We start from the raw sequence: 25,756 nt of genomic DNA on the forward strand, positions 1-25,756 counted from the left end.
CAATCATAGATCGGCGCGACCACCGGGGGCGGGGCCTTGACGTAAGGTTTAGCAGCCAGATCAGCCGCTGAGGCGGGAGCCGCCATGCTTACTGCCAGCAAGGCCATGCCGCTTAACATCAACTTCTTCATATTTTCGCTCCATCCACGTTTCACCCGAACGACACCGGTTCTTTTTCTGGTGTCCGGCATTCCCGGCTCGAATCTAGCCGATCCGACCAGCATGCGACGTGCCCAGGCGGCAACAGTCGGGTAAATTCAGCAATAAGCATGCTGTGGTTGTGACAGAGGCATTGACCAATCTATGAGTCCAGGTCCTGGAGTTGCGCTTGGATGTCGCCATTTGGCCCGTCGGCGACCCTCGCTCGCGTGGGCCGGGCGGTCGAACCGCATGTCGATGCGCGGATTGTTCTTGAAGTCGTCAGACGATTGCGCCTCGTTCCATTGGGGAAGTATCAGGCGAAGCACTGTGTTCTCGCGGCGGGATCCGCGCCAGGATCGCGCTAGTCATGCTGGTACTGTTCCGAGAGGAACTGGCTAATCGCCTCGAACGCCTGCAACCGGTTCTTCTCCAACAGAACCATGTGCGTGCCTTCGCCGATCTCGACCCATCGTCGATATCGCGCCTGTTTCAGCGAGAGGAAGAGATCCTGTGCCGAGCTGATGGGCACGTCGCGGTCCCATTCGGCGTGGACCAGAAGCACCGGCACGCGAATGGTGCTGGGGTCGTAAAGGGCCTTGCCGGCGGCCCAGTATTCGCGGATGTCCAGGATCGGGCCGTTCACGGCACGCATGAGCGGACGAGCTCCTGCGGTGGCCTGCGGGTCTGTTGCGAGCGAGAGGTTCGCCCACAGTTCGAAGCCGCCTGCTGGAATTAGACTTGGTCGCGCTGCTTCGGGCGCTGCCGAAAGCCAGCGCTCCCTGAAGTCCAGAACAGGGACGTTGCGATAGGCCCCGAGGCGGCCGCCCGCATCGATCGGAGCCGGGCCCTTCAGCAACCATAGCGGCGCCACCAGCGCGAGCTTTACGATCTTATCGTTATTGCCTGTCGTGTAGGCGCCGGCCACGGAGCCGCCCCAAGACATGGCGACCAGATTGAGCCGCGTGATGTTGCGCTGCTTCAGGATGTATTGAACTGCGCTGGCGAGATCGCGCACGCCGATTTCGGTGCGCACAAGCGGCTCGGAATCCTCCGGCGGCGCATCCATTTGGGGCGGACGCGTCGATCCGCCATAGCCGCGTACGTCGAGTGCAAAGACGTCGTAGCCGTGCCCGGCGAGATAATCCATGAAGGAGACGCCGCCGAGCGGTGCGTCGAACAGACTTTCTGACGAATAGGTCGCGCCATGCATCATCAGGATGGTTCGCTCGGCGGAAAACGTCTTGAGCGCCGCTTGTCGCTTGTTGCGCAAGTGAAGCGAGATGCCGGCCGTGTCGCTGGGGATCATGAGATCCTCGACCACGATGTCGGGCCCGTCTGCCCGCGCGTAAGTTTGTTGGTCCATGGTCGGTCTCCTTGATCAGAGGAATTGCCAGGCGAAGCGATCGCCGCGACGGTCGATGCGTCCGACGGACGATTGTGCGAAATGGGTGGTGAAGACGGTTGCGCCAAGCTCGGCTGCGTCCTCGAGCACGGCGGCGCGCGAGCGCAAGGCGGCCTCAGGGAATTCGCAGAAGCAGGAATTGAGCGAAGGCTCATACACCTGCAGCGGATGGTGCATCACGTCGCCGGCAAAAAGCGCCTGCTCGCCCCGTGACACGAGGCGGATCGACGCGTGATCGATGCTGTGGCCAGGTGTCGGAATGAAGGAGATGCCGTCGAGGACCTCCTCACCATTCACGGAGATGAGCTGGGCAAGCCCTGCCTCGATCACCGGCCGCACGCTGTCGTCATAGACACGGTCAGCCGGCTTGCGCACTGCCGGGCCGAGGGCAGGGCCCGGGCGGGCTGCCCCTGCGGGCTCCGTGCCCGCCGCGAGGCTCTCGCCGTAGGCCTGCTCGATCCGGGAGAAGACGTAGGTCGCATTCGGGAACGTCGGGATCCAGTGATTGTCGATGAGTCGCGTGTTCCAGCCGACGTGGTCAGCATGGACATGCGTGAGCAGAACGTAGTCCACCTGTTCCGGCGTGACGCCCGCCGCGGCCAGCCGCGCCAGGAAAGGCTCGTTCAGACGATGGAGCGGCGGGATGTCGGGCCGGTTCTTGTCGTTGCCCGTCGCCGTGTCGATCAGAATCGTGTGGTGCGCGGTTTTGACCAGCCAGCTGTGGATGCTCTGAATGAAAGTGCCGGTCGCAGGATCGAAAGAGCCTGCCTCCAGCCGGTCGCGATGGCGCTCCAGCGCGTCCGGCTCGGCGTCAGGATAGAGGGCGTCGAACTTGAACGCGGCAAGCCGCAACTCATCGATCCGCGTGACGGCTGCATCGCCAACGCGATAGGTTTTCGTCGCTTGCGTCATCAAGGTCCTCCACTCCAGGTCATGACTGAGCCGGCCTGATTGCCAGCGTCGCGATGACCGGGAAGTACGAAGCGCATCACGCCGCCGGGAGGGCCGTGGGCTCGATAGGTCCCATCGACCCCGTCGATATCGAAAGGCTGTCAGCCCGGCTTTTCAGACCGCCATTTTGGCTTTACCTCTCTCATCGCGGCTCATCCGGCCGCGATCATGTGCCTTGAACGGAGGAGGACCGATGCCGGATGCGGAACGCGGTTCAGGTCGGCCGGCCGACGACACCGATCTCGCCGAGATCGACCTTGGCCTATTGCTCGCCCTGGAGGCTCTGCTGCGCGAGCGGAACGTCACGCGCGCGGCGTCGCGCCTGAACATCGGCCAGCCGGCGCTATCGGCTCGGTTGAACCGGCTGCGACAGGTCTTTGCCGACCCGTTGTTCGTGCCCGCGGCGGCGGGCCGCGGGGTGGTGCCAACGACGAGAGCGGTGGAGCTGCAGGCCGAGCTGGCGGACGTGCTCGGCAAGCTCCGTCGCATGGTCGAAGGGCCGGCCGTATTCGACCCGGTCCGCAGCCAGCGCACCTTTGTCGTTGCCATCCATGAGAATCCAGCCGTGACGCTGGCGCCCGGATTCGTCGCGCGGTTGACCTCGATGGCCGCACGGGCGCGGCTGGCCTTCGTTCATCCCACGCGCGACGTCGTCGACCGGCTTGAGCGGGGCGAGATCGACATTCTGGTGACGGGGGCTGACGGGGCACACGGCGATCTGATGCAGCGCCCGCTTTTCGAGGACAGCTTTCTGTCCGCGCAGCGCAAGGGTCACCCCCGCGGCAACGGGGCGCTTGATCTCGATCGCTTTTGTGCGCTCGATCATCTGCTGATCTCTGCCGACGGCGGCGGATTCTCGGGCCTCGTCGACGACGCACTGGCCGCGCTAGGCCGTTCCCGGCGCGTCGCCGTCTCGATTCAAACCTATGCGCTGGCGCCGGTCATCCTTGCCCACAGCGACTGTATCTGCACCCTGCCGCGACGTTTTCTGATGCGGTTTTCCCACGAGCTCGATCTCACGCCGCCGCCGCTCGATTTGCCGCCGGCGCGTATCGTTGCGCTGTGGCATCCGCGCAATCAGGAGGACGGAGCCCATGCTTGGCTACGCGAGTGCCTCTACCAAGCGGCCGCCTCCTGATGCAACTTGCCTCAACCGCACCAGGTCACGCATTGAGGCTTGATGATCGTCGGGAGTCTCAATCAGCGGATCCCGTGCCACTATTGTCGAGCGGCGATGGCCGTGATCTCGAGTTTGACGCCAGGACCGAGATCGGCCACGCCGATCGCGGCGCGCGCCGGCAGATGAGCCTCTGCAAAATGCGCCTTCCAGGCCGCATTGAACTCCGCCTTCTCCTTGAGGCTCGCCATGTAGATGGTGACCTGCAAGACGTTGCTTAGATCGGATCCGAGGGTCTTCAGCAGCTGCGCCAACTGCCCGAGAACGTCGTTGGCCTGGCCAGACATATCGAGGCTCGTGTCCTCGGGGACGATTCCACCGATGTAAAGCACGCCATGATGCTCGACCACTTCGTGGAGCAGACCTTCGTAGGGCAAGACGCGCTTGATCATGACCGGACCGATGTTGTGTGTGACGGGCCGGGGTATCGCACATTTCAACGTCAGTGTCGTTGCAAGGGATCTCGCGCCAAGTCTTACCGAAAAAGGCTTACCGAAAGGCGGGCCGCGCGGCTCTGAATGCAGCCGACTAGAGCGTTGAAAATAAAGGCACAAACCGGTCGAAAAATCACCGCCGTTGGTTCCCTCGAACGTTCGCCAATCTGTCCTTGCACGAGCGTCCGGCATTTTCGCCGGCCCTGAGCCGACGACATCGAAGAGCGGATCGCTATACTGCGACCCGGATGATATCGGTGCGGCCGGGACAGTGCCGCGACCGGAACAAGGAATGCGACGATGGACGATACGATTGGCTTCCCCGACCCCGGCCTCGACCTGTCCGACGGCTTCAAGCCGCACACCTCGCATTGGGGCGTGTTCTCGGCACGTCAAGGCGAGGCCGGGCTCGAGGTCAGGGCGTATGCGGGCGATCCCGATCCGAACGGCATCATCGGCAATTTTCCCGGCGCGCTGCGCCATCAGGCGCGCATCACCCAACCGGCGATCCGCCGCGGCTGGCTCGAACGCGGTCCCGGTCCGGACGATCGCCGCGGCCGCGACGAATTCGTCTCCGTCAGCTGGGAGAAGGCGCTCGATCTGCTCGGCGACGAACTGGCACGCATCCGTGACACGCGCGGCCCCGGCGCAGTGTTCGGCGGCTCCTATGGCTGGTCGAGCGCAGGCCGCTTCCACCACGCCCAGAGCCAGGTGCATCGCTTCCTCAACATCGCCTTGGGCGGCTATGTGCGCTCGGTGAACTCCTATTCCTCCGGCGCGTCCTCGGTGCTGCTGCCGCAGATCCTCTGCGGTTACGAAGACATCACCAAGCGCAACGTCACCTGGGAGCAGATCGCGGCTGACACCGACATCGTGCTGGCATTCGGCGGCATGGCGCTGAAGAACTCGATGGTCGCAGGCGGCTCGATCAGCAAGCATGTCGAGCGCGGCGCGATGGAAGCTGCGCGCCGCCGCGGCTGCGAGTTCATCCTGGTCAGCCCGTTGCGCGAAGACCTGCCCGTCGAGGCCGGCGCGGAATGGATGACGTGCGTGCCCGGCACCGACACCGCGCTGATGCTCGGCATCGTTCATACGCTGGTCGCGGAAAACCTGCACGATCAGGCTTTCCTCGATCGCTACACCGAGGGATGGCCCGTCTTCCTGCGCTATCTCACTGGTGAAAGCGACGGCCAAGCCAAGGACGCCGAATGGGCCGCTGCGATCTGCGGCGTCGACACCGACACAATCCGCAAGCTGGCGCGCCGGCTCGCCGGCAAGCGTGCGCTCATCACCGTCTCGCATTCGCTCCAGCGCGCCGAGCATGGCGAGCAGCCGGTGTGGATGGGCATGGTGCTGGCGGCAGCGCTCGGCCAGATCGGCCTCTCCGGCGGCGGTTACGCCTATTCGTTGGGGGCGATCGGCTATTACGGCCGCCGCGTCAACGACGTGCCGGGGCCGACATTGGGGCAGGGTCGCAACGCTGTCCGCGATTTCATTCCGGTGGCGCGCATCGCCGACATGCTGCTCAATCCCGGTAGCACCTATCGCTACAACGGCGAGACGCGCACCTATCCGGATATCCGCCTCGTCTACTGGGCCGGCGGCAATCCCTTTCATCACCACCAGGACATCAACCGCCTGCGCAAGGCGTTTGCGAAAGTCGACACGCTGGTCGTGCACGAGCTCGCATGGACTGCCACGGCCCGGCATGCCGACATCGTGCTGCCCTCGACGATGACGCTCGAGCGCGAAGACATCGGCTATTCCAGCAACGATCCCCTCATGGTCGCCATGCACCGGATTGCCGAGCCGTTCGGCCTTGCGCGCGATGACTACGACATCTTTGCCGATCTCGCCGACCGTCTCGGCGCGCGCGAACCCTTCACCGAGGGGCGGACGTCACGTCAGTGGCTGGAACATCTTTATGAACCGACCCGCGCTTCGCTCCAAGCACGCGGTTTGGAGGCCCCGAGCTTCGAAGAGTTCTGGCGGCGCGGCAGCCTGGTGGTGCCGCAACAGCCCGACGACGGCGGCCGGCTGCGCCGCTTCCGCGACGATCCCGTCAATCACGCTTTGCCGACGCCGAGCGGCCGCATCGAAATATTCTCCGCCAAGATCGCGGGTCATGGCGATGCGGATTGTCCGGGCCATCCGGTCTGGCTGGAGAAGTCCGACACGCTCCAGCCGGGGGCGCCGTGCTTCCTGGTCGCCAACCAGCCGGTGACACGCCTGCATAGCCAGCTCGATTTCGGTGGACATTCGCTTCAAAGCAAACATCGCGGGCGCGAGGTCGCGCGCATGAACCCGCAGGACGCTGACGCGCGCGGGATCAGGGACGGCGACATCATTCGGCTGTTCAACGCGCGCGGCGCCTGTCTCGCCGCGGTCCACGTCACCGACAGTATCGCGCCCGGCGTGGTCCAGCTCCCGACCGGCGCCTGGTACGACCCGATGGACCCCGAAGACGACGCGCCGCTCTGCGTGCACGGCAACCCGAACGTGCTCACCCGCGATGTCGGCACGTCGTCCTTTGCGCAGGGCTGCACCGGCCAGCTCACGACAGTCGAGGTCGAGAAGTTCACCGGCAATCTGCCGCCGATCCGGGCTTTCGATCCGGTGTAGAAAAAAAGGGGCCGCCCTGTGTGGGTGCAGGGGCGGCCCGAGTGGCTCGCAGGCCTGGGAGGACGAGGCGCGAGCGGATGCTTACGCGGCTGCGCTGATCCAGTCCCTCTCCGTCGAAGGACGACGCGGCGGGAGTGCTTGCACCTCTGGCCGTTCGCCCTTGCTGGCGAGGCGCCAGCGTGCCGGGGATTGATCGCTGATGCGCTTGAAGACGGTCGAAAAATGCGCCTGCGTGCTGAAGCCGACCGCAAGCGCGATCTCCGCCAGCGGCCGCTCGGTAGTTGCCAGCAGCGTCTTGGCCTGCTCGATCCGGTGATTGAGCAGATATTCGCGGGGCCGGTAACCGGTCGCAACGCGAAACTGCGCCGCAAAGTGCATTCTGGACAGGCCGGCGACCTTGGCGAGTTCGGACAGGCTGATGCAGCGGTGGAAATGATCGGCGACATATTGCTCGACCCGCCGCAGCCGCCATTTCGGCAAGGCATTGACCTTGGCGCGTGGCAATTCCAGGCGCGCCAGATGCATCGCAAGGGTTTGGCCAATGCAGCGCGTAAACTCGCGGTCCGCGGCGTCCCCAAGTTCGATCAGCGCCTTGGCAAGCTCGACCGCGAGCGGATCGCGCAACACGACGAGATCATCCAATCCTTCGGTCGCGGAAGATTGCGCCGGAAAATGATCCGCGGAAATGTGAAAGTGCAGGAAGGCGCATGGCGACTGGAATTGCACGGCGAGGGGCTTCGACGGCGCGGTGAGATACAGCGTGCCCGCTGACATGGTCCCGTCAAAAATGACCTGACGATCCCGGGTGAGTTTCGCGCGCGTGGCCTTCAGTGCGATGCCGACGAAATAGCGATCGTCAGGCGTCGTCGCCTGGTGCGACGAGGTGCTCCGCGGGTCCTCCCATCGCGAGATCGCGACGTCCTCGCCGGCCGCCCCCACGCGCGGATCGATCTGACGCCATTGACGCTCGCGAATGATCGCTTGTTTTGCCTGGGGGATCTCGCAATCCTCCGAGCCGCCCGGAAATTCAATCCAGGCTTCAGCCGCCTGCAAATTGGTCAACATCGTTCGTCCTCTCCGGGCTTCCTCCGCTGTTTGCGACCAGCAAACGCGCAAAGCCCCACGTTTTCCATGGTGAGAGGATAGGGGTGAGCTGCGCTGCAAGCTCGTTAGTGGTGATTAGGATGTGTTAGTTTTTGTGGGAGCGCATCAGGTGCGACATCCCGTCTCAGGAAGCGCCTTTTTTGCAAATTTTATCAGATATTTGCGCCTCCCCGACCCGACTCGGGAGAGCCCAGAACATCCCGTGGAGATCGATGCGGCGGTGTGAGTTCTGTGCGGTGCCCTCGCTGGACCTCGCACCAGTGCCGGGTATAGTCGCGCCGCATTTCCATGGATCAGCTGTCAGGATGAGTCAGAAGTGACCGAGCTCTCGACGGGACACGGCCCCCGCGGCAGCAACGCCGCGACGATCCCAGCTTTCGATGCCGTCGCGTTCGGGCCCTTTTCCCTTCGGTCGCGGCTGCTGGAGAAGGATGGCTTGCCGGTCAGGCTCGGCAGCCGCGCGACGGATATCTTGCGCCTGCTGGTCAGTCGCGCCGGCGAAGTGGTCCCGAAGGACGAAATTCTCGGCTATGCGTGGTCCGGACTTTCCGTCGAGGAGGTCAGCCTGCGCGTCCATGTCGCGGAGCTTCGCAAGGTGCTCGGCGACGGAAAGGATGGGGCACGTTACATCACCACCATTCCGGGGCGGGGCTATTGCTTCGTCGCGCCCGTGCGGCGTGGCGAGCGCGCGGAGTTGCCTGCGCCGGCGTCACGTGCGCCTGGAAGCGCCGCGCCGCCACCGTCGCTGCCGCGCCGATTGGACCGGATGGTCGGGCGGGATGACGCAGTGGCCGAGTTGGCGGCCCGCTTGCTCCGCGATCGCTTCGTCACGCTGCGAGGGCCGGGCGGCATCGGCAAGACCACCGTTGCGACTGCGCTCGCGCACGAGATGTGCGATAGCTTCGACGGCAATGTCCATTTCCTCGAATTCGGTCCGCTCAAGGACGCGGCCCTGGTCGCGAGCACGGTCGCCGCCGCGTTGGGCCTCGTCGTGCACCACGATGACCCCTCGGCCAGCATCGTCAATTTCCTGCGTGGCCGCCGGCTGCTTCTCGTGCTCGACAGCTGCGAGCACGTCATCGAGGAGGTCGCGCGCCTTGCAGAAAACATCTACCGGGAGGCGCCCGGCATCGTCATCCTCGCAACCAGCCGCGAGTCGCTGCTGGTGGAAGGCGAGCAGATTTTCGAGCTCGTTTCGCTCCCAGGGCCACCGCAGGACACCCGCCTCAGTGCCGGCGAGGTGCTGGCTTATCCCGCTGTGCGCTTGTTCGTCGATCGCGCCGTCGCGGCCGGGCATCGCGACGACATCACCGACGACGATGCCGAGGTCCTGGCCCGGGTTTGCGGCAAGCTCGATGGCATCGCGCTGGCGATCGAGCTGGCTGCCGCACGTGTCGGTCTCTATGGACTGCGCGAGATGGCGCCGCTGCTCGACAACCGGCTGCAGCTCGAATGGCGCGGGCGGCGAACGGCGCCGCCGCGGCAGCAGACGCTCGGCGCTACGCTCGACTGGAGTTTCGGTCTGATCGGCGAGAGCGAGCGAATGGTATTTCAGCGCCTCGCCGTCTTCGCAGGTCACTTCACGTTGAAGGGCGCGATAGCGGTCGCGGCCGGCGCGGAGATGCCGGAGGATCGCGCCGTCGAGGCCCTGGAGCAACTCGTGGTGAAGTCGCTGGTTTCCGCCCAGCCGGACGGCGCATCGCGGCGCTATCGCCTGCTCGACGCAACGCGTGCCTATGCCCTGCAGAAACTGGCCGACGGCGGACAGCTGGCCGAGATAGCGCACCGTCACGCTCTCTATGTTCAATGCACGCTCGAAGCCGGCATGAGGGATAAGGAAGGCAGCGATCATGCGTCACGTTTGCCGGAACGCGCGAGCCTGCTCGCCGATGCCCGCGCTGCGCTGCAATGGGTTTATGCCAACGATGAAGGCGCCGGCTTGCGCGTGCCGCTCGCCGGCAGCTGCACAAGGCTGTTCGTCGAACTCAATTTGCTGAACGAGGCGCGCATCTGGTCCGATCGCGCACTCGCAATGCTCGACGAGGCCGACCGGGGTGGCGCATGGGAGCTCGAACTTCAGTCGACGCTCGGTCACGCCTTCATGTTCACCGAGCGCAACAGCGAGCAGGCGGAAGCGGCGCTCAGGCGCGGGCTGGAAATAGCGGAAGCGCTTTCCGATCACGCCAACACATTCAGGCTGTTGTCCCGGCTCAACATGTTCTATCGCCGAACCGGTCGCTATCGGCATCTGGTGCCGACTGCGCTTTACGCCGAGCGGATTGCCCGCGTCATCGGCGATACCGCGGGCATCGCCGGGAGCAAAGCGCTGCTCGGCGTGTCATATCACCTCGCCGGAGACCAGGCCGAGGCGCAAGCCCATCTCGACCAGGGCCTGCGCGACGACGCTGCGCTCCGCGGGACCCAACCCGGGCATTTCGCCTATTCACGCACGCCGCAGATTCCGCTCGCACGCGTGCTGTGGCTGCGCGGTTTTCCCGATCGCGCGCTTGAATGCATCCGGCCGCTCGTCGGCGCTTCAGCGCCGCATGACGTGGTCATGCATTGTATCGCATTATGCTGGTCCGCTTCGGTGTTCGGCTGGCTCGGCGACTGGTCGTCAGTCGAGGCCATGACCGATCGCCTGGCCGCGCATGCGAGCATGCACGGACTCGTGCCCTACGAAGCCGTCGCGGTGGGTTTTCGGGCGCAGAGCATGATCGCTCGAGGCGAGGTCGCCGGCGGCGTCGAGCGGATGCGGAGCGCGCTTCCACGCCTGCACGCCGATCGCTACGAACTCTACGCCTCGGCGTTCGCCGCGGATCTGTCTCGGGGCCTGTTCAGCTTGGGACAATTGACGGAGGGCATTCAGGTTCTTCACGAAACCATTCTGCGGGTCGAGCAGGAAGGCGGCGCCTTCGACATGCCCGAGCTGCTCCGTCTGCGCGGAGAGCTGGAGGCCCATGGCGGCAATCCCGACGCGGCCGAGGCGGATCTTGTCGCCTCGATCTCGCTCGCCGAACAGCAGGGCGCGTTATCCTGGCGGCTGCGGGCCGAGATGTCGCTGGCGCGCCTTCGAATCCGGCAGCGTGTGCAAGATCCGCTCGAACAGCTCGCCCAAACCTATGCCCGGTTCTCGGAAGGATTCGAGACCGCCGACCTCATTGCAGGACGGCGCATGCTGAACGAGCCGGCGGCCTGAACAGTCGAAGCGAATCGCGCGTGCCGCTACTCGAAGACGGCGTCAAAGATCTCGACGTCCATCAGCACGGGCTTGGCGACCACGGTTCCGTCGGGCCGCAGCGTCTGCGCGCGTCGGAGCGTCGGCACCACGATTCCGCCGAAGCTGTCATGGGCCCACGAGTAATGCGCGACCTTCATCCCGAACAGATCGTGATCGGTCCGCCGTTGCAACGCGTTGTCGTCGAAATAGAAGATCTGCTCGGGCGCGAGCGTGATCAGGCCCGGCGGGAACTGCGCCCGCAACCGCCGCCATGACTCGTTGTTCTCCTGCCACGGTGGCAGTTCCTCCACCACGACATCTGGATGAGCGAGCAGGAATGGATTGGTCAGATAATTCCAGATCGCGACGCCGCAGAAGAAGACGAGATGCAGTTCGTCCACCAGCGTGGGCGAACCTGCCTCGGTGAACGCGAGGCTTGGATTGCGCCAGGTCCGCAGGATCTCACCCTCGAGGCTTTCGATCGTGATCGCGTCCGGCTGAAAAGAGCCGGAGTGTTCGCCTCCGGTGATGCCGGTGAAGCGGACCGACTGCGTGCGGGTCGAGCCCTCCGCCGTCACGTCCTTGAATTCGCTGGCATGTCCGGTGCTGGAGAACAGCGTTCCGGCGACGGAGAGGTGAAGCGTGAACCGGCTCAAGCTATTCCAGCGGGCCATTCCGCCGCTGGCATCAATTACATCGTCAAGAAGCGCCATGTCCCGCCATATCCACCATGAAGTGCCACCACCATGGCGGGGCGGATGCGGCTTGGCGTGTTAGAATTTGTTAGGAGTTGCGAGCGGATATCCTCGCAGTATCCCATTGAAGATACTCTCAATTCAGCGCCGTAAGGAGCTCCCTGGCGGCGACGAGATCACGAGTCTGGAGGCCCTCCTGGTACCGCGAGACGAGGGGGGCGAGCAGGGCGCGTGCATCTCCGGCCTTTCCGGCCTGGCGCCAGACCCGGCCGAGACTGATTGCCCCCCGCAGCTCCCAGCCAAGCGCGCATTGGCGGCGTGACAGATCGAGCGAGTCCCGGAAACAGCTTTCGGCCTCCGCGGCATTGCCCGACCGGGCGAGGATGTCGCCCTTGACCCTGAGCATCTCGGGCATGTCGAAGGATTCGCCATGAGCGGGGATCTCCGCGATGGCACCATTGATGGTCTGCAAGGCTTCGTCGGCCAGGTTCTGCGCCACGAGTCCCTCCGCGAGCGCGGTCGCAAACACCGTCGTCATGATCCGGTGTCGCGTCGCGTACAGCGTGGCCTGGCTGCGGCGGAGGTGCTCGATGCCGGCGGCGACGTCGCCGCGGCGAAGCAGCAGCTCACCCTTCTGGCCGATGCCGACCGCGTGATAGGGCCCGAGGAAGTGCCGCGCGGAATGATCGATCAGCCGCTCGATCAGGATTTCCGCATTGGCCAAGTCGCCGACCCAGAGGAACACGTAGATGGTCCAGATCAAGGAAATACCGAGAGTGAGCGGTTGCTCGAGCAGCTCGGCTTCGCGAACGGTGTATCTGGATGCCTCGATCGCACGATCGGGCCGGCCGGTGAGCCAAAGCCCGCGTGCTAGCGCCACCAGTGCGACGATGCGGTCGTCATAGCCGAGATGCCCGATATTCAGCCGCTGCGAGCCGGGATTATGCAACATCGCGCTCTCGCAGAGCTGCACCGCCTTGCCCTGGTTGCCGATCAAATGATGGGCGACGCCCAGCATCCATTCGACGTTCAGCGTGCTGGTAGGATCGTTCAGCTTCCGCGCGACGCTCTCGCCCTGTTCGCCGGTTCCGAGCGCTCCGTGAAAATCCCCGACCCTGGTGAGATAGATGTGTAATCCACGCAGCAGCCAGAGCTGCCAGTGCAAATCCTGGAGCTCCTGGGCAAGCTGGAGACTGCGCGTGAATGCCGAGCGGACCGCTTCGGTATTGCCCTGCGTGAACATCGCGGAGACGCCGAGTGCGGCCTGCAAGATCATTTCATTGCGGCCATCCACCGCGCTCGCATCGAGGGACGCCAGCGCCTGCTGGGTCCAGCGGTAGCATTCCGTCAGCAATGTCAGCTCGAGAAAGAATTGCGCCGCTGACGCCGCCAGATTCACGCCGATCGTTCGGTCCCCGCCGTCTGAAAAGCCCCAGGTCAGCGCGGCCCGAACATTGGGCAGGTGGTCGGCATAGGGAAGGAAGCCGCCGGCGCTCTGCATACCCGTGGATTGGAGCGCGATGTCGCGCAGGAAATCGCGAAAATATTCGGCGTGGGCGCGTGCGACGCGGTCAGCTTCGCCGTTCTCGACGAGCTTGTCCGCGACAAAGGCGCGTGTGGTGTCGAGCAGGCGATAGCGCAGCCGCCGTTCCGCAGGCGAGGTCGCGATCAGCGATTTGGAAAGCAGATTGGAGATCGCCTCGGCGGCTTCTGCCTCGCCGATGCCCTGACAGGATGCAACCGCAAGCGCGGCTTCCAGCGTGAACGGCCCGACGAACGCCGATAATCCGCGCAGCGTTGCGCTTTCGGTTGGCGGCAGCAAATCATAGCTCCAGGCGAGCGCCGCACTCAGGGTGTGGTGCCGCGGGACAGCGGTGCGCCGCCCGCGCCAGAGCAGTGAGAAACGGCTGTCGAGCAGTGAGGCGGTCCCGGCAATGCCATAGGCGTTCACACGCCCGGCCGCGAGCTCTATCGCGAGCGCGATGCCGTCCAGCCGACGGCAGATATCGGCGACGAGCGGCGCATCCTCTTCGCTGAGCTCGAACTCGCTCAGGCTCTCTGCAATGCGTTCCACGAAGAGCTGAGTTGCGGGATAGGCAAGGATGTCGGCGATGCCGAGTCCGTCGCGCTGTGGCGGGCAATCCAGCGGAAACAGCCGATGGACACGCTCACCCTCGGCGCGGAAGGATTCGCGGCTGGTGGCGAGAATATGCAGCCCGCCTGCTTCCCGGACGATACGCTCCGCCAGAGGGGCGAGATCGTCGAGGATGTGCTCGCAACTGTCGAAGACCAACAGCATCCGCCGGCTGCGCAGGAACGTTAGCAACCCCGGCATCGGATCGTCGGAATTGACTGTCAGGCCCAGCGCGGCCGCAATCGTTCCCGCAACGAGCCGGGTCTCCCTGAGTGCGCCGAAATCGACAAAACACACCTGGCCGTCGAAAGCCTGGAGCTCGCGATGCGCCACGGCGAGTGCGACCGAAGTCTTGCCGATCCCGCCGGGGCCGACGATCGTGACGAAGCGATGCAGGGCAAGCTCGGCGGAGATTTTCGCGACCGCATCGTCCCGTCCGATCATCTTCGAAAGCGGCGAGGGCAGCGAGCGCGCCGCAGCAACAGGCACGCTGGTCGGGTTCTCCGATGGGGCAGCCCGGAGCAGCGCGGCCGTGAAGCAATAACCCCGCCCGGGGACGTTGACGACGTAGCGGGAGCCTTCGCCCGGATCGCCCAAGGCTTTGCGCAGCGTCGTGATGTGAAAGCGCAGGCTGCCTTCGTCCACATTCACGTCGGCCCAGACCCGCCGGATCAACTCACGCTTGTCCACGACCTCGCCGGCGCGCTCGGCGAGAAAAACGAGAATGTCGAGTGCGCGGCCGCCGAGGTGAACCGGGGCGCCGTCCTTCTCGAGCAGCCGCGTTTTTGCGAACAGCCGGAATGGCCCGAAAGCAATGGCCGAATCCTGGTCGTTAGTGTCCGGCACGGGCCAATCATTCCAGTGAAAGAGCTGAACTCTGCACTTTGATCTACCAGAAGGGAACCCGGAGTAAACTGGTCGAAAGTGGCGAAATCGCGTGGAGGGTGCCGGCAATTGGCCGATCGCGCGCGACGATCCGTCGCAAATTGTACTCAAACGCGAGCATCTTGCGAAGCAATCGGGACAACCCCGGCAGCGTGGCTGACCGCCCGCTCACACTTCGGAGTCCGGTCGTCGTACCCTCATCATAACAGAATCTTGCAACGTCTAACGAGCAATGCGCGCGAACTGCATCCAGTATCCGTTCCGAGTTTGGCGCTAGTTCCAACGGGAGGCTACGATGTCCGGTATCAATGCTCGGCCGAATGACGACGTCGTTCGATCTCAATTTGTGGCCAGTCTTGACGATCAGTCGCGTGATTGGGAGCTGGTGCTGCGGGAATCCCATCATCGGATGAAGAACACGCTGACGATACTGGGTGCGTCAGTCCGCCGCGATTTCACCAGGACAGGCACCAGAGACGTGTCTCTTGCCGCGGACCGGCTCGAGCGGCGCATCGTCGCCTTCGGCAGGCTCTATCAGCTCCTGTCCGACAATGACGACCATACAGCGATCCCGGTGGCGGCCTTCTTCGAAAACCTGAGCGGAGCGATTTCCGAGGCGGTGCTGGAGCCGGCGGGCATCCGCTGCGAGGCTGCGATCGAAAGCGGCACGCTGCCGGCGTCGCAATGCCACCGGCTTGCGCTGATGCTGACGGAGCTGGTGACGAATGCGGCCAAGCACGCCTTCCCGAACAGGAATGATGCAATGATCCGCATCGAGATGGCCAACCGCGACGGCGCCTGGTTCTGCACGGTAACAGACAACGGGATCGGCGCGACCGGCCCGCTTCAGGGCACCGGCAGCCGGATTCTCGAAGGACTCGCACGCAGCATTCACGCCCGGCTGCAGGGCGAGGCGGGAGAAGACGGCACACGTGTAACGATCGTGATGCCGATCGCAGCTGTTTGAAGCTCGTCTTGAATCCAACCCAGGGAGTTCGACATGGCCACTACAGAAATCGACCGCGACGCCTCGGCCAAGCTTTCCAACAAGTCTACCGATAAATTTGCGAACAAGCCTTCGACATCGCGTGGCGTTGATCAGAGGCTCGAGGTGATCGTGATCCCCGTGTCCGACGTCGATCGCGCCAAGGCCTTCTACGCGCGTCTCGGTTGGCGACTGGACGCCGATTTTGCCTCTGGCGATGACTGGCGCGTAATCCAGTTCACGCCGCCGGGCTCGGCCTGCTCGGTGATCTTCGGCAGGAACGTGACCGCGGCAGCGCCGGGCTCGGCGCGAGGCTTGTACCTGATCGTCTCCGATCTGGAGGCGGCGCGAACGGATCTGATCGACCGCGGCATCGAGGTCAGCGCTCCATTCCACGGTGCCGGCGATGTTCACGCCGGGACCGACGAGCCTTATCTCTCCGGCAGCGTTCGGGTGAGCGGTGCTGACCCGAAGCGCGGCAGCTACGGCTCATATGCCTCGTTCAGCGATCCTGACGGCAATGGCTGGCTGTTCCAGGAGGTCACGTCGCGATTGCCGGGACGGATCGCGGGCGACGATACGACATTCGCTTCGCAGGCTGCGCTGGCCGCAGCACTGGGCCGCGCGGCGGCGGCACATGGCGAGCACGAAAAGCGGACCGGCGCGCACGATGAGAACTGGGCCGATTGGTACGCCGATTATATCGTCCGCGAGCAGGCGGGCCAGCCGCTGCCATCCTGAGCTGGACAGCACGGATTCTTCGACTGATGCAAGCCGACGCGGCGCGCGATGACTGAGCTCATCGCGCGCCGTGTTGTTTCGGCGGCGCGCATCGCGGCTCGCAACGGCTAACGCGGTCTAACAACCCATAACGAGCAAATTGCCTGGGCCTGCGCCAATCTCCCTGCATGACGAACCGAGGCGTTGATGTCGAATTCGATCAGCGCCACCGACCAAAGTCAGGGAGATCGATCATGACCACGCAAGCACGTACCGACATTCTCAATCCAGACCGCCGTCAACTGTTGACCCAGGCCGCGATGACCGCAGTTGCCGCAAGCGTATCGAGCCTGCTGCCACTGCATTCCGCGAAGGCCGGCGTGAGCGGGGCGGTTCGCCCGTTCCACGTCAGCGTGCCCGAGCAGGATCTGCTCGATCTTCGCCGCCGTCTCGCGGCGACGCGCTGGCCGGATCGTGAGATCGTTGCCGATCAATCGCAAGGCGTGCAGCTGACGACAGTGCAGCAGCTCGTGCGTTACTGGCAGAACGACTACGACTGGCGCAAGATGGAGGCGCGGCTGAATGCCTTGCCGCAATTCGTCACGGACATCGACGGCGTCGACATCCACTTCATTCACGTCCGCTCCAGGCACGAGAATGCCTTGCCGATGATCGTCACGCATGGCTGGCCCGGTTCGATCATCGAGCAGATGAAGATCGTCGGCCCGCTCACCGACCCCACCGCACATGGCGCGACGGCGCCGGACGCCTTCGATCTCGTGATCCCCTCGTTGCCCGGTCACGGTTTTTCGGGCAAGCCGACGGAATTGGGCTGGGATCCGCAGCGCGTCGCGCGCGCCTGGATCGTGCTGATGAAGCGGCTCGGCTATAGCCGCTATGTCGCGCAAGGCGGCGATTGGGGCAATGCCGTGACGGAGCAGATGGCGGTGATCGCGCCGCCGGAGCTGCTCGGCATCCACACCAACATGCCCGCGACCGTTCCTGACGACATCGCCAAGGCGCTTCAGCCCGGCGGATCGCGGCCGTCGAACCTCTCGGCCGACGAGCGCCATGCTTACGATCAGCTCGATGACTTCTACAAGCACGGTCTCGGCTACGCGATCGAGATGTCCAACCGGCCGCAGACGCTCTATGGCCTGGTGGATTCGCCGGCGGGCCTCGCGTCTTGGATGCTCGACCATGATGCGCGCAGCACCGCGATGATCGCTCGGGTGTTCGACGGCAGGACGGAAGGGCTGTCGCGGGACGACGTGATCGACAACATCACGCTCTATTGGCTCACCAACACCGCGGTGTCGTCGGCGCGGCTGTACTGGGAGAACAAGCTGGTGTTCTTCGAGCCCAAGCACATCAAGATCCCGGTCGCCGTCAGCGTCTTCCCGGACGAGATCTACGCCGCGCCGCGCAGCTGGACCGAGAAGGCCTATCCGAAGCTGATGCACTACAACCGTCTGGACAAGGGCGGCCATTTCGCAGCCTGGGAGCAGCCTGCGTTGTTCTGTGCGGAAATGCGCACCGCTTTTCGACCGCTGCGTCAGTCGATCTGAGACCTGCGAGGACGCGCATTTCCGCGCGTTCCCTTCTTCCCCCACCAAATAGGAATGCAATCATGAACCGCCCCGAACGCACATTCACGATCGACCAAATCCGCGTGGAACGTCGGCTGCCGTCGTATTGGCGTGTCACCTTCGACATGCCTCCCGTCAATATCTTCGGCCCCAAGCAGCTTCCGCTTCTCGATGACGTCGTCACGGCGATCGAGACCGATCCCGAGGTGAAGGTCGTGGTGTTCGACAGTGCCGTCGAAGGCTTCTTCATCACGCACTACGACTTCCTCGCGCCGCTGGAGGATTCGCTTCGGATCCCGCCCGGGCCGACCGGCCTGCAGGCGCTGCCCGACATGCTGGTGCGTCTCAGCCGCGCGCCGGTCGTCTCGATTGCCTCGATCAGGGGCCGCGCGACCGGCGTCGGCAGCGAACTGGCGCTCGCGAGCGATATGCGCTTTGCCAGCCGCGAAAAGGCGATTCTGTCGCAATGGGAGGTCGGTGCGGGCCTGGTGCCCGGCGGCGGGCCGATGGCGCGGTTGCCGCGCCTGATGGGCCGCGGCCGCGCGCTCGAAGTTCTGCTCGGCGCCGATGACATCCACGGCGATCTCGCCGAGCGTTACGGCTATGTGAACCGGTCGTTGCCGGATGCCGAGCTCGACGGCTTCGTCGAGGCGCTGGCCATGCGCATCGCGTCCTTCGACAAGGAGGCGATTGCCGAGACCAAGCGCCTCGTCGACGTCGCAAGCCTGCCGCCGGATATCGAGATCAAGCCGGAATGGGACGCGTTCCTGGCCTCGCTCGGCCGCCCCGCGAGTCAGACCCGCATCAAGGCGCTGATGTCGCGCGGCTTCCACCGCGCTGGTGACGTCGAGAACCGGCTCGGGTTCCACGTCGGACAGATCGGTAGCTAGCTGAACCGCTGCGGCGCTCGGCCGGTTGGAGCGGCGACAGGTGGTCGTGCCAATGTCGCTTTCGTACCGTACTGGGCGCCGGTGCTGAAATCAAACATGGAGAATTGAGATGATCCGCAAGGCAACAGCAGTCTGGAAGGGCACCGGTCGCGATGGCACCGGTCAACTGTCGAGCGAATCCGGCGTGCTCGCCGCGACGCCTTATTCCTTCAAGACCCGCTTCGAGAACGAGAAGGGGACCAATCCCGAGGAGTTGATCGCGGCGGCCCATGCCGGCTGCTTCACCATGGCGCTGGCCTTCGGCCTGCAGCTCGCCGGCTTCACGCCGGACGAGCTGTCGACGGAAGCCGCGGTCAGCCTCGAGCCCGAAGGCAAAGGCTTCAAGATCAGCAAATCGGCGCTGACCTTGCGTGCCAAGGTGCCGAACCTCGACGACGCAGGTTTCGCCAGGATCGCCGGCGAAGCCGAGAAGAACTGCCCGGTGTCGAAAGTGCTCAACGCCGAGATCACGCTTGACGCCAAGCTGATCTAGGGCGGGCTTAATTTATGTCCATCTGGTTCTGGTTGGGAAAGCTGAGGTCGTCGAAGCTTTGGCCTCCACGAGAGGAACCGGATGGACAAATGCCCGGCTTTCGGCTGGGCCGCCATAAGCATAGGATGCGACGGATGCAGAACGGACAGCCGGATCAATTGGGAGTGGAGATATGACAACGGAACGCGCAATTCTGGCCGGAGGCTGCTTCTGGGGCATGCAGGATCTGATCCGCAAGCAGCCGGGCGTGGTTTCCACCCGCGTCGGCTACACCGGCGGCGCGGTGAAGAATGCCACCTACCGCAATCATGAAGGTCATGCCGAAGCGATCGAGATCACCTTCGATCCCGCCAAGACCAGCTTTCGGACCATGCTGGAGTTCTTCTTCCAGATCCACGATCCGACCACGCTCAACCGCCAGGGCAATGATTTGGGTACGAGCTATCGCTCGGCGATCTTCTATACGAGCGATGAACAGAAGCGGGTCGCAAAGGATACGATTGCAGACGTCGAGGCCTCCGGTCTTTGGCCTGGCAAGGTCGTGACCGAGGTCGCGCCCGCGGGCGAGTTCTGGGAAGCCGAGCCGGAGCATCAGGATTATCTCGAACGTTATCCGGACGGGTACACCTGCCACTTCATCCGCCCCGACTGGAAACTGCCGCGGCGCGGGGCTGCAGCGGCAGGCTAGGCTACTTAGCGCGCGTTCAGGTTCGCAATTGCGCGATCAGGTCGCGGGCGACGCGCATATCGGCGAAGTCTGAGCCCTCGGCAAACGCCCCGGAGACATGATCGAGAACCGCCAGAGCCTCCGCGCTCTGGCCAGCCGCGGTCATCAACCGTGCCAGGCTGACCGCGCTTCGCAGCTCCCAGAAACGCGCGCCTTCCTGGACGGCAATGTCCATGGCCTCGCGAAAGCGCGCCTCGGCATCTTCTGAATGCCGCGCGCTCCTGAGCATCAACTCTCCCTTGATGCGGATCAGCTCCGGCAGATACCAGAGCTCCTGCCGGTCGTTGCAGCGGGTCAGGACATCCTCGATCACGTCGAGACCGCGATCAACCTGGTCGGCCTCTCCGGAACACGCGGCGAGCTCGCCGAGCAGGGGCAGAAAACGCGGCAGGAAGCGCGCATCGCCGGCGCGATTGAGCTCCTCGCGCAGCAGCGGCAGGCCGGTCGTGACGTCCCCGCGCTTGACCATGACTGCGGCGTTGAAGGCGCGTGCCCACAGGCCCCACAGCCGGATCGCGTGGCGTTCGGTGTGTTCGAGCAGCTCGGCGCCGTGACGCTCCGCGGCGTCGAAATCGCCGGACCAGAAGGCGATCGGACAGGCGGCTTGTCCGAGCACGCTGCAGAAGGTCAGCGCGTGGCCATTGGCCCGGCCTTCCTCGATGTTCCTGGCCGTGAGGGCCTGAGCCTGATCGGCCAGGCCCTGAAGCCACAGGATGCGAGCCCGAAAATATTGGGTCGAGATTCTCAGATCGAGCGGGAAGATCTTCGGCTTCTCCGCCAGCACATGCAGCGATGCATTGACCCGGTCAATGCGCAGCCGCGCCTCGTTCTGGTCCCCGAGATAGTGCAGCGCCACGGCCATCAGCCGGTCGCCCAGCATGGCATCGGTCTTGTCGGGCGAGTTCGCGGCTGCATTCGCAAAGCGATCGGCGAGCGCACGAGCTTTGCCGAACTGCCCGTTGTTGAACTGGTCGATGCACAAGCCCCAGAGCGCCCGCAGCCTAAAATCCTTGTCCTCGAGCCTGTCAGCAAGCTCCAGGGTGGTCTCGAGGATCGGTCGCGCCTCGCGCGCGCGGCCCTCGCCATACATCAGCGACCATCCGAGCGCCGACAGAAGCTGCATCCGGATGCGGTCGTCGTCGGCGGTGTCTCCGAGCGCCGCGAGCGCCGTTCTGCTGCGCTCACGGCATTCCGCGAACAGCGAAAGACGCACCCATAGCGTGACCGCGGCCGCCGTCAGCGCGATACCGAGTGTCGCCTCGCCGTCGGGCCCGAACGCCCAGTCCAACGCCGCACGCACATTGTCCAGCTCTGCGCCATAGATGCTCAGCCATTCCGGCAGCGGCGTCGAAATATCCGCCTCCGCGCGCTCGAACAAATCGCGAAAATGCGCGGCATGACGCCGCGCGAACTGCCTGGCTTCGCCGAGCTCGTTGAGTTTTCCGTATGCATAGGTCCGCGTGGTGTCGAGCAGCCGATAGCGCAGCGTCCGCGAGCCGGACGGCGAAATCAGCGATTTGGTCACCAGGCTGTCGATCGCTTCGAGAGTCTCGGACGCATTGAGGCCGTCACCGGACGCGATCGCCGCAGCCGCCTCCGGCGCGAAAGGCCCGGCAAAGACCGACAGGCGTCGCAGCGTGGCGCTCTCTGCGGCAGGCAGAAGGTCGTAGCTCCAGTCGAGAGCCGCGGCGAGCGTCTGGTGCCGTGGCACGGCGGTGCGCCGGCCGCGCCATTGCAGCGAAAAGCGGCTGTCGAGCAGAGATGCCGTGCCGGCGATGCCGTAAGCATTGACGCGGCCCGCCGCGAGCTCGATCGCCAGCGCGATGCCGTCGAGGCGTCGGCAGATGCTCGCGACGAGCGGCGCCTCTTCCGCGCTGAGCTGGAACGGGCCCGAGCTCTGCGCAATGCGCTCCACAAAGAGTTGAGCTGCGGGGTAGGCAAGGACCTCGTCGACAGCAAGCCCTTCGCGCTCGGGCGGACAATCCAGCGGGAACAGCCGAAAAATCCGCTCCCCTTCGCTGCGGAACGACTCGCGGCTGGTTGCGAGAACACGAAGCTGCGGCGCCTCGCGAACGATGCGCTCGACGAGCGGCGCCAAATGATCCAGCACATGTTCGCAACTGTCGAAGATCAGCAGGGCCGGGCCGGTCTTCAGAAGCGTCAGCAGAGCCGGCGTCGGATCCTCTGCGCTGATGGTCAGTCCGAGCGCCGAAGCAATCGTGGTCGCGATGTGACTGGCATCCCTCAGCGGACCGAAATCGACGAAGAAGACTCGCCCGCCGAAATCCTGGGACCGGCGATGCCCGACGGTGACGGCGACCGAGGTCTTGCCGATGCCGCCCGGGCCGACGACGGTCATGAAGCGATAGAGCGAAAGTCCGTTCGAAATCTTCTCGATGACATCTTCCCGGCCGACCATCCTGGTGAGCTGAGCGGGCAGGGAGCGGGGAGGGGCGGCTTCAGCCGGGAGCGGGGCGGCCGGCGGAGCCGCTTGAGCGAACGAGGCGACAAAGCAATAGCCGCGGCCGGGCACGTTGACGACGTAGCGGGCCGACTTGCCGGTGTCGCCGAGCGCCTTGCGCAGCGCCGCGACATGGAAGCGCAGGCTGCCCTCGTCGACATTGACGCCAGCCCAGATGCGCTTGACCAGCTCTCTCTTGTCGACGACTTCTCCGGGGCGTCCGGCAAGGAAGATGAGAATGTCGAGAGCGCGGCCGCCGACGTGAAGCGGCGAGCCCTCCTTCTCCAAGAGTCGGGACTTCGGAAACAGTCGAAATGGCCCAAAGGAAATGGCCGAGTCTTCGCTACGATCTGGCACGCGCCATCGCCCCCTCGAAGGGAGTCAAAAGGTATTACTTTTTGGTCTACCAGAACGAGGCGTACAGTAAACTGGCCGAAAGCAGTGGGCAGGGTTGGCAGCCCTGCGTGGACGAATGGCTCGCCGAAATAATGCTTGAAAAATAACGTGTTAGGCCGACGTGACGATGCGATGACGCCGGGGTTCATCCGGATGGAGCATTGACTGTGACGCCGGATTGCTGCGATGGCATGGTCCGGGAGCCGGTCCCGCCACCACATTGACTGCCGACTTCCGGAATTTCCAGCATGACCTCTTTCACGCGGCGACAATTCGTGCACGCGTTGACAAGCGCAGCGGCGCTCGCCGCGCTTCCCCATAGCGGACAAGCCGCCGATTATCCGTCTCGTCCCATTCGCTTGGTGATTCCCTATGGAGCCGGCGGATCGGGTGACCAGATCGCGCGCCCCTGGGTGGACAGGATGCCGTCGCTGCTGGGGCCGACCTTCGTCGAATATATCGGTGGCGCGGGCGGCGCCATCGGGACCGCGGCGGTCGCGCGCGAGGAGCCCGACGGCTATTCGCTGCTGCTCGGCAACGGCAGCACGCAGGTCATCATTCCCATGACGTCGGCGAATCCCGGATATTCCGTTGGCGATTTCCGCGCCATCTACCGCCTGATCAACAGCGCGCTGGTTTTCGCCATCAATCCTTCGGTGCCGGCCGCAAACCTGCGCGAGTTGATCACCTATGCGAAAGCCAATCCGGGAAAGCTGTCCTATGGCACGCCGGGGATCGCCACCGGAAACCATCTGGTCGGCGAAGCCTTCAAGCAGCAGGCCGGGGCGCTGGACATCGTCCACGTGCCCTATCGAGGCATCGCGCAGGCGACCAACGACCTCGTCAGCGGCCAGATATCGCTCGTCATTGCCGTCATGTCCGTTCAATTGCAGCAGCTGGCTCAAGCCGGGAAAGTCAGGCTGCTTGCGGTCACCACCGAAACGCGGCTGAGCGGCGCGCCGGAGATCCCGACCGCCGTCGAATCCGGCATGCCCGGCATCCGGTATGAGGGATGGTTCGGTCTGTTCGCACCCAAGGACACTGACGATGCGATCATCGATCGGGTCGCGCAGGCGACGCGGCTCGCCATGGCCGATACGGCGCTTCTGGCGAGCTATCGCGCCCAGGGCATGGAGCCGGACAACGATTCAGGCCCGGACAAATTCCAGCGCATCGTCGAGGCCACATCCGCAAGCCTCGCGCCCCTGATCAAATCGATCGGGCTGAGCAATTTGTGAGGCCGCTCAGCCGTCGGCGCGCGTAACGATGCGCGCCGACAGCGTGACGAGGCCCATCAGCACAGCCAGGAGCCAGAACGCCATCGGCAATCCACCAAGACGTGCGACGAAGCCGACACCGGCGGGGCCGACGAGAACGCCGGCGTAGCCGGCGGTCGTGATCGCCGCGACGGCGAGCCCCCTGGGCATCACCGTCTGCCTCGCCGCCCGGCGGAACAGCACCGGCACGAGGTTCGATGCGCCGAGGCCGATCAGCAGAAAGCCGGCTACGGCGACCGCCACGACGGGAGCGGTGAGCAGGACCACGAAACCCGCGATCGCAATCAGGCTGCCCCAGACCAATGTCGTGCGGTCTCCGATGCGTGCGACGACGGCGTCGCCGCCGAGCCGCCCGATCGTCATGGCGACCGAGAACACGATGTAGCCGATCCCGCCTTGCGCTTCGGAAACGAGACCCGCGCCGATGACGAGCAACGCGCCCCAATCGAGCATCGCGCCTTCGACGAGGAAGGTGATGGCGCAAAGCAGCGCGAGCAGGAGCACGGCGCCATGCGGCAACACGAACAACGGCCCCTCCTGTACCTGCACGGAGCGAAGCAGCCGCGGCCAGGCTGCCAGCGTCGCGATCAGCATCAGGACGGAGCAGATCAGTGTGCAGGCGAGCGCACCGAGTTGCAGCGAGAGCAGTGCGGTCACGAGCGCGGCCCCGGCGAAGCCGCCGATGCTGAACAGCGCGTGGAAGCCGGACATCAGCGGACGTCCCGCGGCGCGCTCCACCTCAACCGCGTGGATGTTCATGGCGACGTCGATGGAGCCAAGCGCGGCGCCAAATGCGAGCAGTGCCAGCGCCAGCGTCATGGGCGAGCTCGCGATTGTCAGCAGAGGCAGGACCAGGGCAAGACCGAGCCCGCCCGCAATGATGATCGGCTTGCTGCCATAGCGCGCGGTCAGCACGCCGGTCAGAACCATCGCGACGACCGAGCCGATGCCGAGGCTGAGCAGGAGCAGTCCGAGGATGCCGTCGTCGACGGCGAGCCGCGCCTTCGCGAACGGCACCAGCGGTGCCCAGCACGCGATGCCGAAGCCCGCGACGAGGAAGGCAAGCCTGGTCGCAAGGCGTGTCGCCGGCTTGTCGGCAGAAGACATGGGAACTCCGGGAGGGGGAATCAGGGGCAGGGGCAATCGACAAGCCGCGCAATTGTCGCGTCTTTATGTCCGCGGCAGACTCGGATTGTCGCAGGCGGCCCGTGGGTGGCCGCAAGCGGACACACAGGCCTTTTGGCTCGTCACCGGCATCTCGGCGGCGCCGGTGGGCTGCGCCGTCAGACGAAACACCCTGACAGCCCGACCTGCGCCGGTGTCAAGCCGTGCGCGCAAAAATATTCCACTTTACCGAAATTCGGTTTTGTCGTATGTGTCGGCCATCCCGGCTCATCCTTGAGGGGCGATCTCG

Annotated in this window: 18 protein-coding genes; 10 read left to right on the plus strand and 8 right to left on the minus strand. The window is 64.6% G+C overall.

Translation table 11 applies throughout. The annotated features are described in order from the left end of the window. Positions 1-502 precede the first annotated feature (502 nt). Positions 503-1,504: an alpha/beta hydrolase gene (locus AC0L27_RS38945; protein ID WP_473323201.1), complete on the minus strand. Its 1,002-nt coding sequence runs from the start codon at positions 1,502-1,504 to the stop codon at positions 503-505. Positions 1,505-1,519: 15 nt separating this feature from the next. Further along, positions 1,520-2,455: an MBL fold metallo-hydrolase gene (locus AC0L27_RS38950; protein ID WP_473323203.1), complete on the minus strand. Its 936-nt coding sequence runs from the start codon at positions 2,453-2,455 to the stop codon at positions 1,520-1,522. A 232-nt stretch (positions 2,456-2,687) separates the two neighbouring features. On the opposite strand from AC0L27_RS38950, the gene AC0L27_RS38955 reads away from it, so the two are divergent. Then, positions 2,688-3,632, plus strand: coding sequence for a LysR family transcriptional regulator (locus AC0L27_RS38955; RefSeq protein ID WP_473323205.1), 945 nt, complete (start codon positions 2,688-2,690; stop codon positions 3,630-3,632). A gap of 80 nt (positions 3,633-3,712) precedes the next feature. Here AC0L27_RS38955 and AC0L27_RS38960 read toward each other — a convergent pair whose 3' ends face one another. Further along, positions 3,713-4,063 (minus strand): RidA family protein, encoded by a 351-nt coding sequence (locus tag AC0L27_RS38960; protein WP_473308191.1) that lies wholly within the window; start codon positions 4,061-4,063, stop codon positions 3,713-3,715. A 342-nt stretch (positions 4,064-4,405) separates the two neighbouring features. Between AC0L27_RS38960 and AC0L27_RS38965 the strand changes: the two genes are divergently transcribed. After that, positions 4,406-6,727 (plus strand): molybdopterin guanine dinucleotide-containing S/N-oxide reductase, encoded by a 2,322-nt coding sequence (locus tag AC0L27_RS38965; RefSeq protein ID WP_473323207.1) that lies wholly within the window; start codon positions 4,406-4,408, stop codon positions 6,725-6,727. Positions 6,728-6,808: 81 nt separating this feature from the next. Here the strand turns inward: AC0L27_RS38965 and AC0L27_RS38970 are convergent, their stop codons facing one another. Beyond that, positions 6,809-7,792 carry a helix-turn-helix domain-containing protein gene (locus tag AC0L27_RS38970; RefSeq protein WP_473323209.1) on the minus strand — a complete coding sequence of 328 codons (984 nt, stop codon included), beginning with the start codon at positions 7,790-7,792 and terminating at the stop codon, positions 6,809-6,811. Between the two features lie 355 nt (positions 7,793-8,147). Here AC0L27_RS38970 and AC0L27_RS38975 point away from each other — a divergent pair, with 355 nt between their 5' ends. After that, a complete protein-coding gene (locus AC0L27_RS38975; protein WP_473323211.1) occupies positions 8,148-11,030 on the plus strand; it encodes an ATP-binding protein in 2,883 nt (960 codons plus the stop codon). A gap of 26 nt (positions 11,031-11,056) precedes the next feature. On the opposite strand, the gene AC0L27_RS38980 is transcribed toward AC0L27_RS38975, so the two are convergent. Both AC0L27_RS38980 and AC0L27_RS38985 read right to left on the minus strand, forming a co-directional pair. Beyond that, positions 11,057-11,764 (minus strand): hypothetical protein, encoded by a 708-nt coding sequence (locus tag AC0L27_RS38980; RefSeq protein WP_473250227.1) that lies wholly within the window; start codon positions 11,762-11,764, stop codon positions 11,057-11,059. Between the two features lie 118 nt (positions 11,765-11,882). Continuing rightward, positions 11,883-14,726: an ATP-binding protein gene (locus AC0L27_RS38985; protein WP_473323213.1), complete on the minus strand. Its 2,844-nt coding sequence runs from the start codon at positions 14,724-14,726 to the stop codon at positions 11,883-11,885. Between the two features lie 334 nt (positions 14,727-15,060). Between AC0L27_RS38985 and AC0L27_RS38990 the strand changes: the two genes are divergently transcribed. The 6 genes from AC0L27_RS38990 (at position 15,061) to msrA (ending at position 20,169) form a co-directional block, all read left to right on the plus strand. Further along, positions 15,061-15,732, plus strand: a complete 672-nt coding sequence (locus AC0L27_RS38990) for a sensor histidine kinase (RefSeq protein ID WP_473323216.1) — start codon at positions 15,061-15,063, stop codon at positions 15,730-15,732. 33 nt (positions 15,733-15,765) lie between these two features. After that, positions 15,766-16,491 (plus strand): VOC family protein, encoded by a 726-nt coding sequence (locus AC0L27_RS38995; protein WP_473323219.1) that lies wholly within the window; start codon positions 15,766-15,768, stop codon positions 16,489-16,491. Positions 16,492-16,724: 233 nt separating this feature from the next. Next, positions 16,725-18,038 carry an epoxide hydrolase family protein gene (locus tag AC0L27_RS39000; RefSeq protein ID WP_473323221.1) on the plus strand — a complete coding sequence of 438 codons (1,314 nt, stop codon included), beginning with the start codon at positions 16,725-16,727 and terminating at the stop codon, positions 18,036-18,038. 62 nt (positions 18,039-18,100) lie between these two features. Next, positions 18,101-18,949, plus strand: coding sequence for an enoyl-CoA hydratase/isomerase family protein (locus AC0L27_RS39005; RefSeq protein WP_473323223.1), 849 nt, complete (start codon positions 18,101-18,103; stop codon positions 18,947-18,949). A 109-nt stretch (positions 18,950-19,058) separates the two neighbouring features. Continuing rightward, entirely contained in the window at positions 19,059-19,481 is a 423-nt protein-coding gene (locus tag AC0L27_RS39010) for an OsmC family protein (RefSeq protein WP_275173283.1), read from the plus strand. 172 nt (positions 19,482-19,653) lie between these two features. Continuing rightward, on the plus strand, positions 19,654-20,169 hold the full coding sequence (gene msrA / locus AC0L27_RS39015; protein WP_354210570.1) for a peptide-methionine (S)-S-oxide reductase MsrA: 516 nt from the start codon (positions 19,654-19,656) through the stop codon (positions 20,167-20,169). Between the two features lie 16 nt (positions 20,170-20,185). On the opposite strand, the gene AC0L27_RS39020 is transcribed toward msrA, so the two are convergent. After that, on the minus strand, positions 20,186-23,026 hold the full coding sequence (locus AC0L27_RS39020; protein WP_473323225.1) for an ATP-binding protein: 2,841 nt from the start codon (positions 23,024-23,026) through the stop codon (positions 20,186-20,188). Between the two features lie 287 nt (positions 23,027-23,313). Between AC0L27_RS39020 and AC0L27_RS39025 the strand changes: the two genes are divergently transcribed. Further along, positions 23,314-24,303: a Bug family tripartite tricarboxylate transporter substrate binding protein gene (locus AC0L27_RS39025; protein ID WP_473308216.1), complete on the plus strand. Its 990-nt coding sequence runs from the start codon at positions 23,314-23,316 to the stop codon at positions 24,301-24,303. Positions 24,304-24,309: 6 nt separating this feature from the next. Here the strand turns inward: AC0L27_RS39025 and AC0L27_RS39030 are convergent, their stop codons facing one another. Beyond that, a complete protein-coding gene (locus AC0L27_RS39030; RefSeq protein ID WP_473323227.1) occupies positions 24,310-25,449 on the minus strand; it encodes an MFS transporter in 1,140 nt (379 codons plus the stop codon). Between the last annotated feature and the right edge of the window lie 307 nt (positions 25,450-25,756).

Source organism: Bradyrhizobium sp. Ken51 (assembly GCF_055807435.1).

Bases quoted from the DNA above. Each gene is read 5' to 3' on its own strand.
- AC0L27_RS39025 (WP_473308216.1), top strand. From the start codon at position 23,314: ATGACCTCTTTCACGCGGCGACAATTCGTGCACGCGTTGACAAGCGCA.
- AC0L27_RS38950 (WP_473323203.1), bottom strand. From the start codon at position 2,455: ATGACGCAAGCGACGAAAACCTATCGCGTTGGCGATGCAGCCGTCACG.
- AC0L27_RS39010 (WP_275173283.1), top strand. From the start codon at position 19,059: ATGATCCGCAAGGCAACAGCAGTCTGGAAGGGCACCGGTCGCGATGGC.
- AC0L27_RS38955 (WP_473323205.1), top strand. From the start codon at position 2,688: ATGCCGGATGCGGAACGCGGTTCAGGTCGGCCGGCCGACGACACCGAT.
- AC0L27_RS38990 (WP_473323216.1), top strand. From the start codon at position 15,061: ATGTCCGGTATCAATGCTCGGCCGAATGACGACGTCGTTCGATCTCAA.
- AC0L27_RS38995 (WP_473323219.1), top strand. From the start codon at position 15,766: ATGGCCACTACAGAAATCGACCGCGACGCCTCGGCCAAGCTTTCCAAC.
- AC0L27_RS39000 (WP_473323221.1), top strand. From the start codon at position 16,725: ATGACCACGCAAGCACGTACCGACATTCTCAATCCAGACCGCCGTCAA.
- AC0L27_RS38970 (WP_473323209.1), bottom strand. From the start codon at position 7,792: ATGTTGACCAATTTGCAGGCGGCTGAAGCCTGGATTGAATTTCCGGGC.
- AC0L27_RS38965 (WP_473323207.1), top strand. From the start codon at position 4,406: ATGGACGATACGATTGGCTTCCCCGACCCCGGCCTCGACCTGTCCGAC.
- msrA (WP_354210570.1), top strand. From the start codon at position 19,654: ATGACAACGGAACGCGCAATTCTGGCCGGAGGCTGCTTCTGGGGCATG.
- AC0L27_RS39005 (WP_473323223.1), top strand. From the start codon at position 18,101: ATGAACCGCCCCGAACGCACATTCACGATCGACCAAATCCGCGTGGAA.
- AC0L27_RS38945 (WP_473323201.1), bottom strand. From the start codon at position 1,504: ATGGACCAACAAACTTACGCGCGGGCAGACGGGCCCGACATCGTGGTC.
- AC0L27_RS38980 (WP_473250227.1), bottom strand. From the start codon at position 11,764: ATGGCGCTTCTTGACGATGTAATTGATGCCAGCGGCGGAATGGCCCGC.
- AC0L27_RS39030 (WP_473323227.1), bottom strand. From the start codon at position 25,449: ATGTCTTCTGCCGACAAGCCGGCGACACGCCTTGCGACCAGGCTTGCC.
- AC0L27_RS38960 (WP_473308191.1), bottom strand. From the start codon at position 4,063: ATGATCAAGCGCGTCTTGCCCTACGAAGGTCTGCTCCACGAAGTGGTC.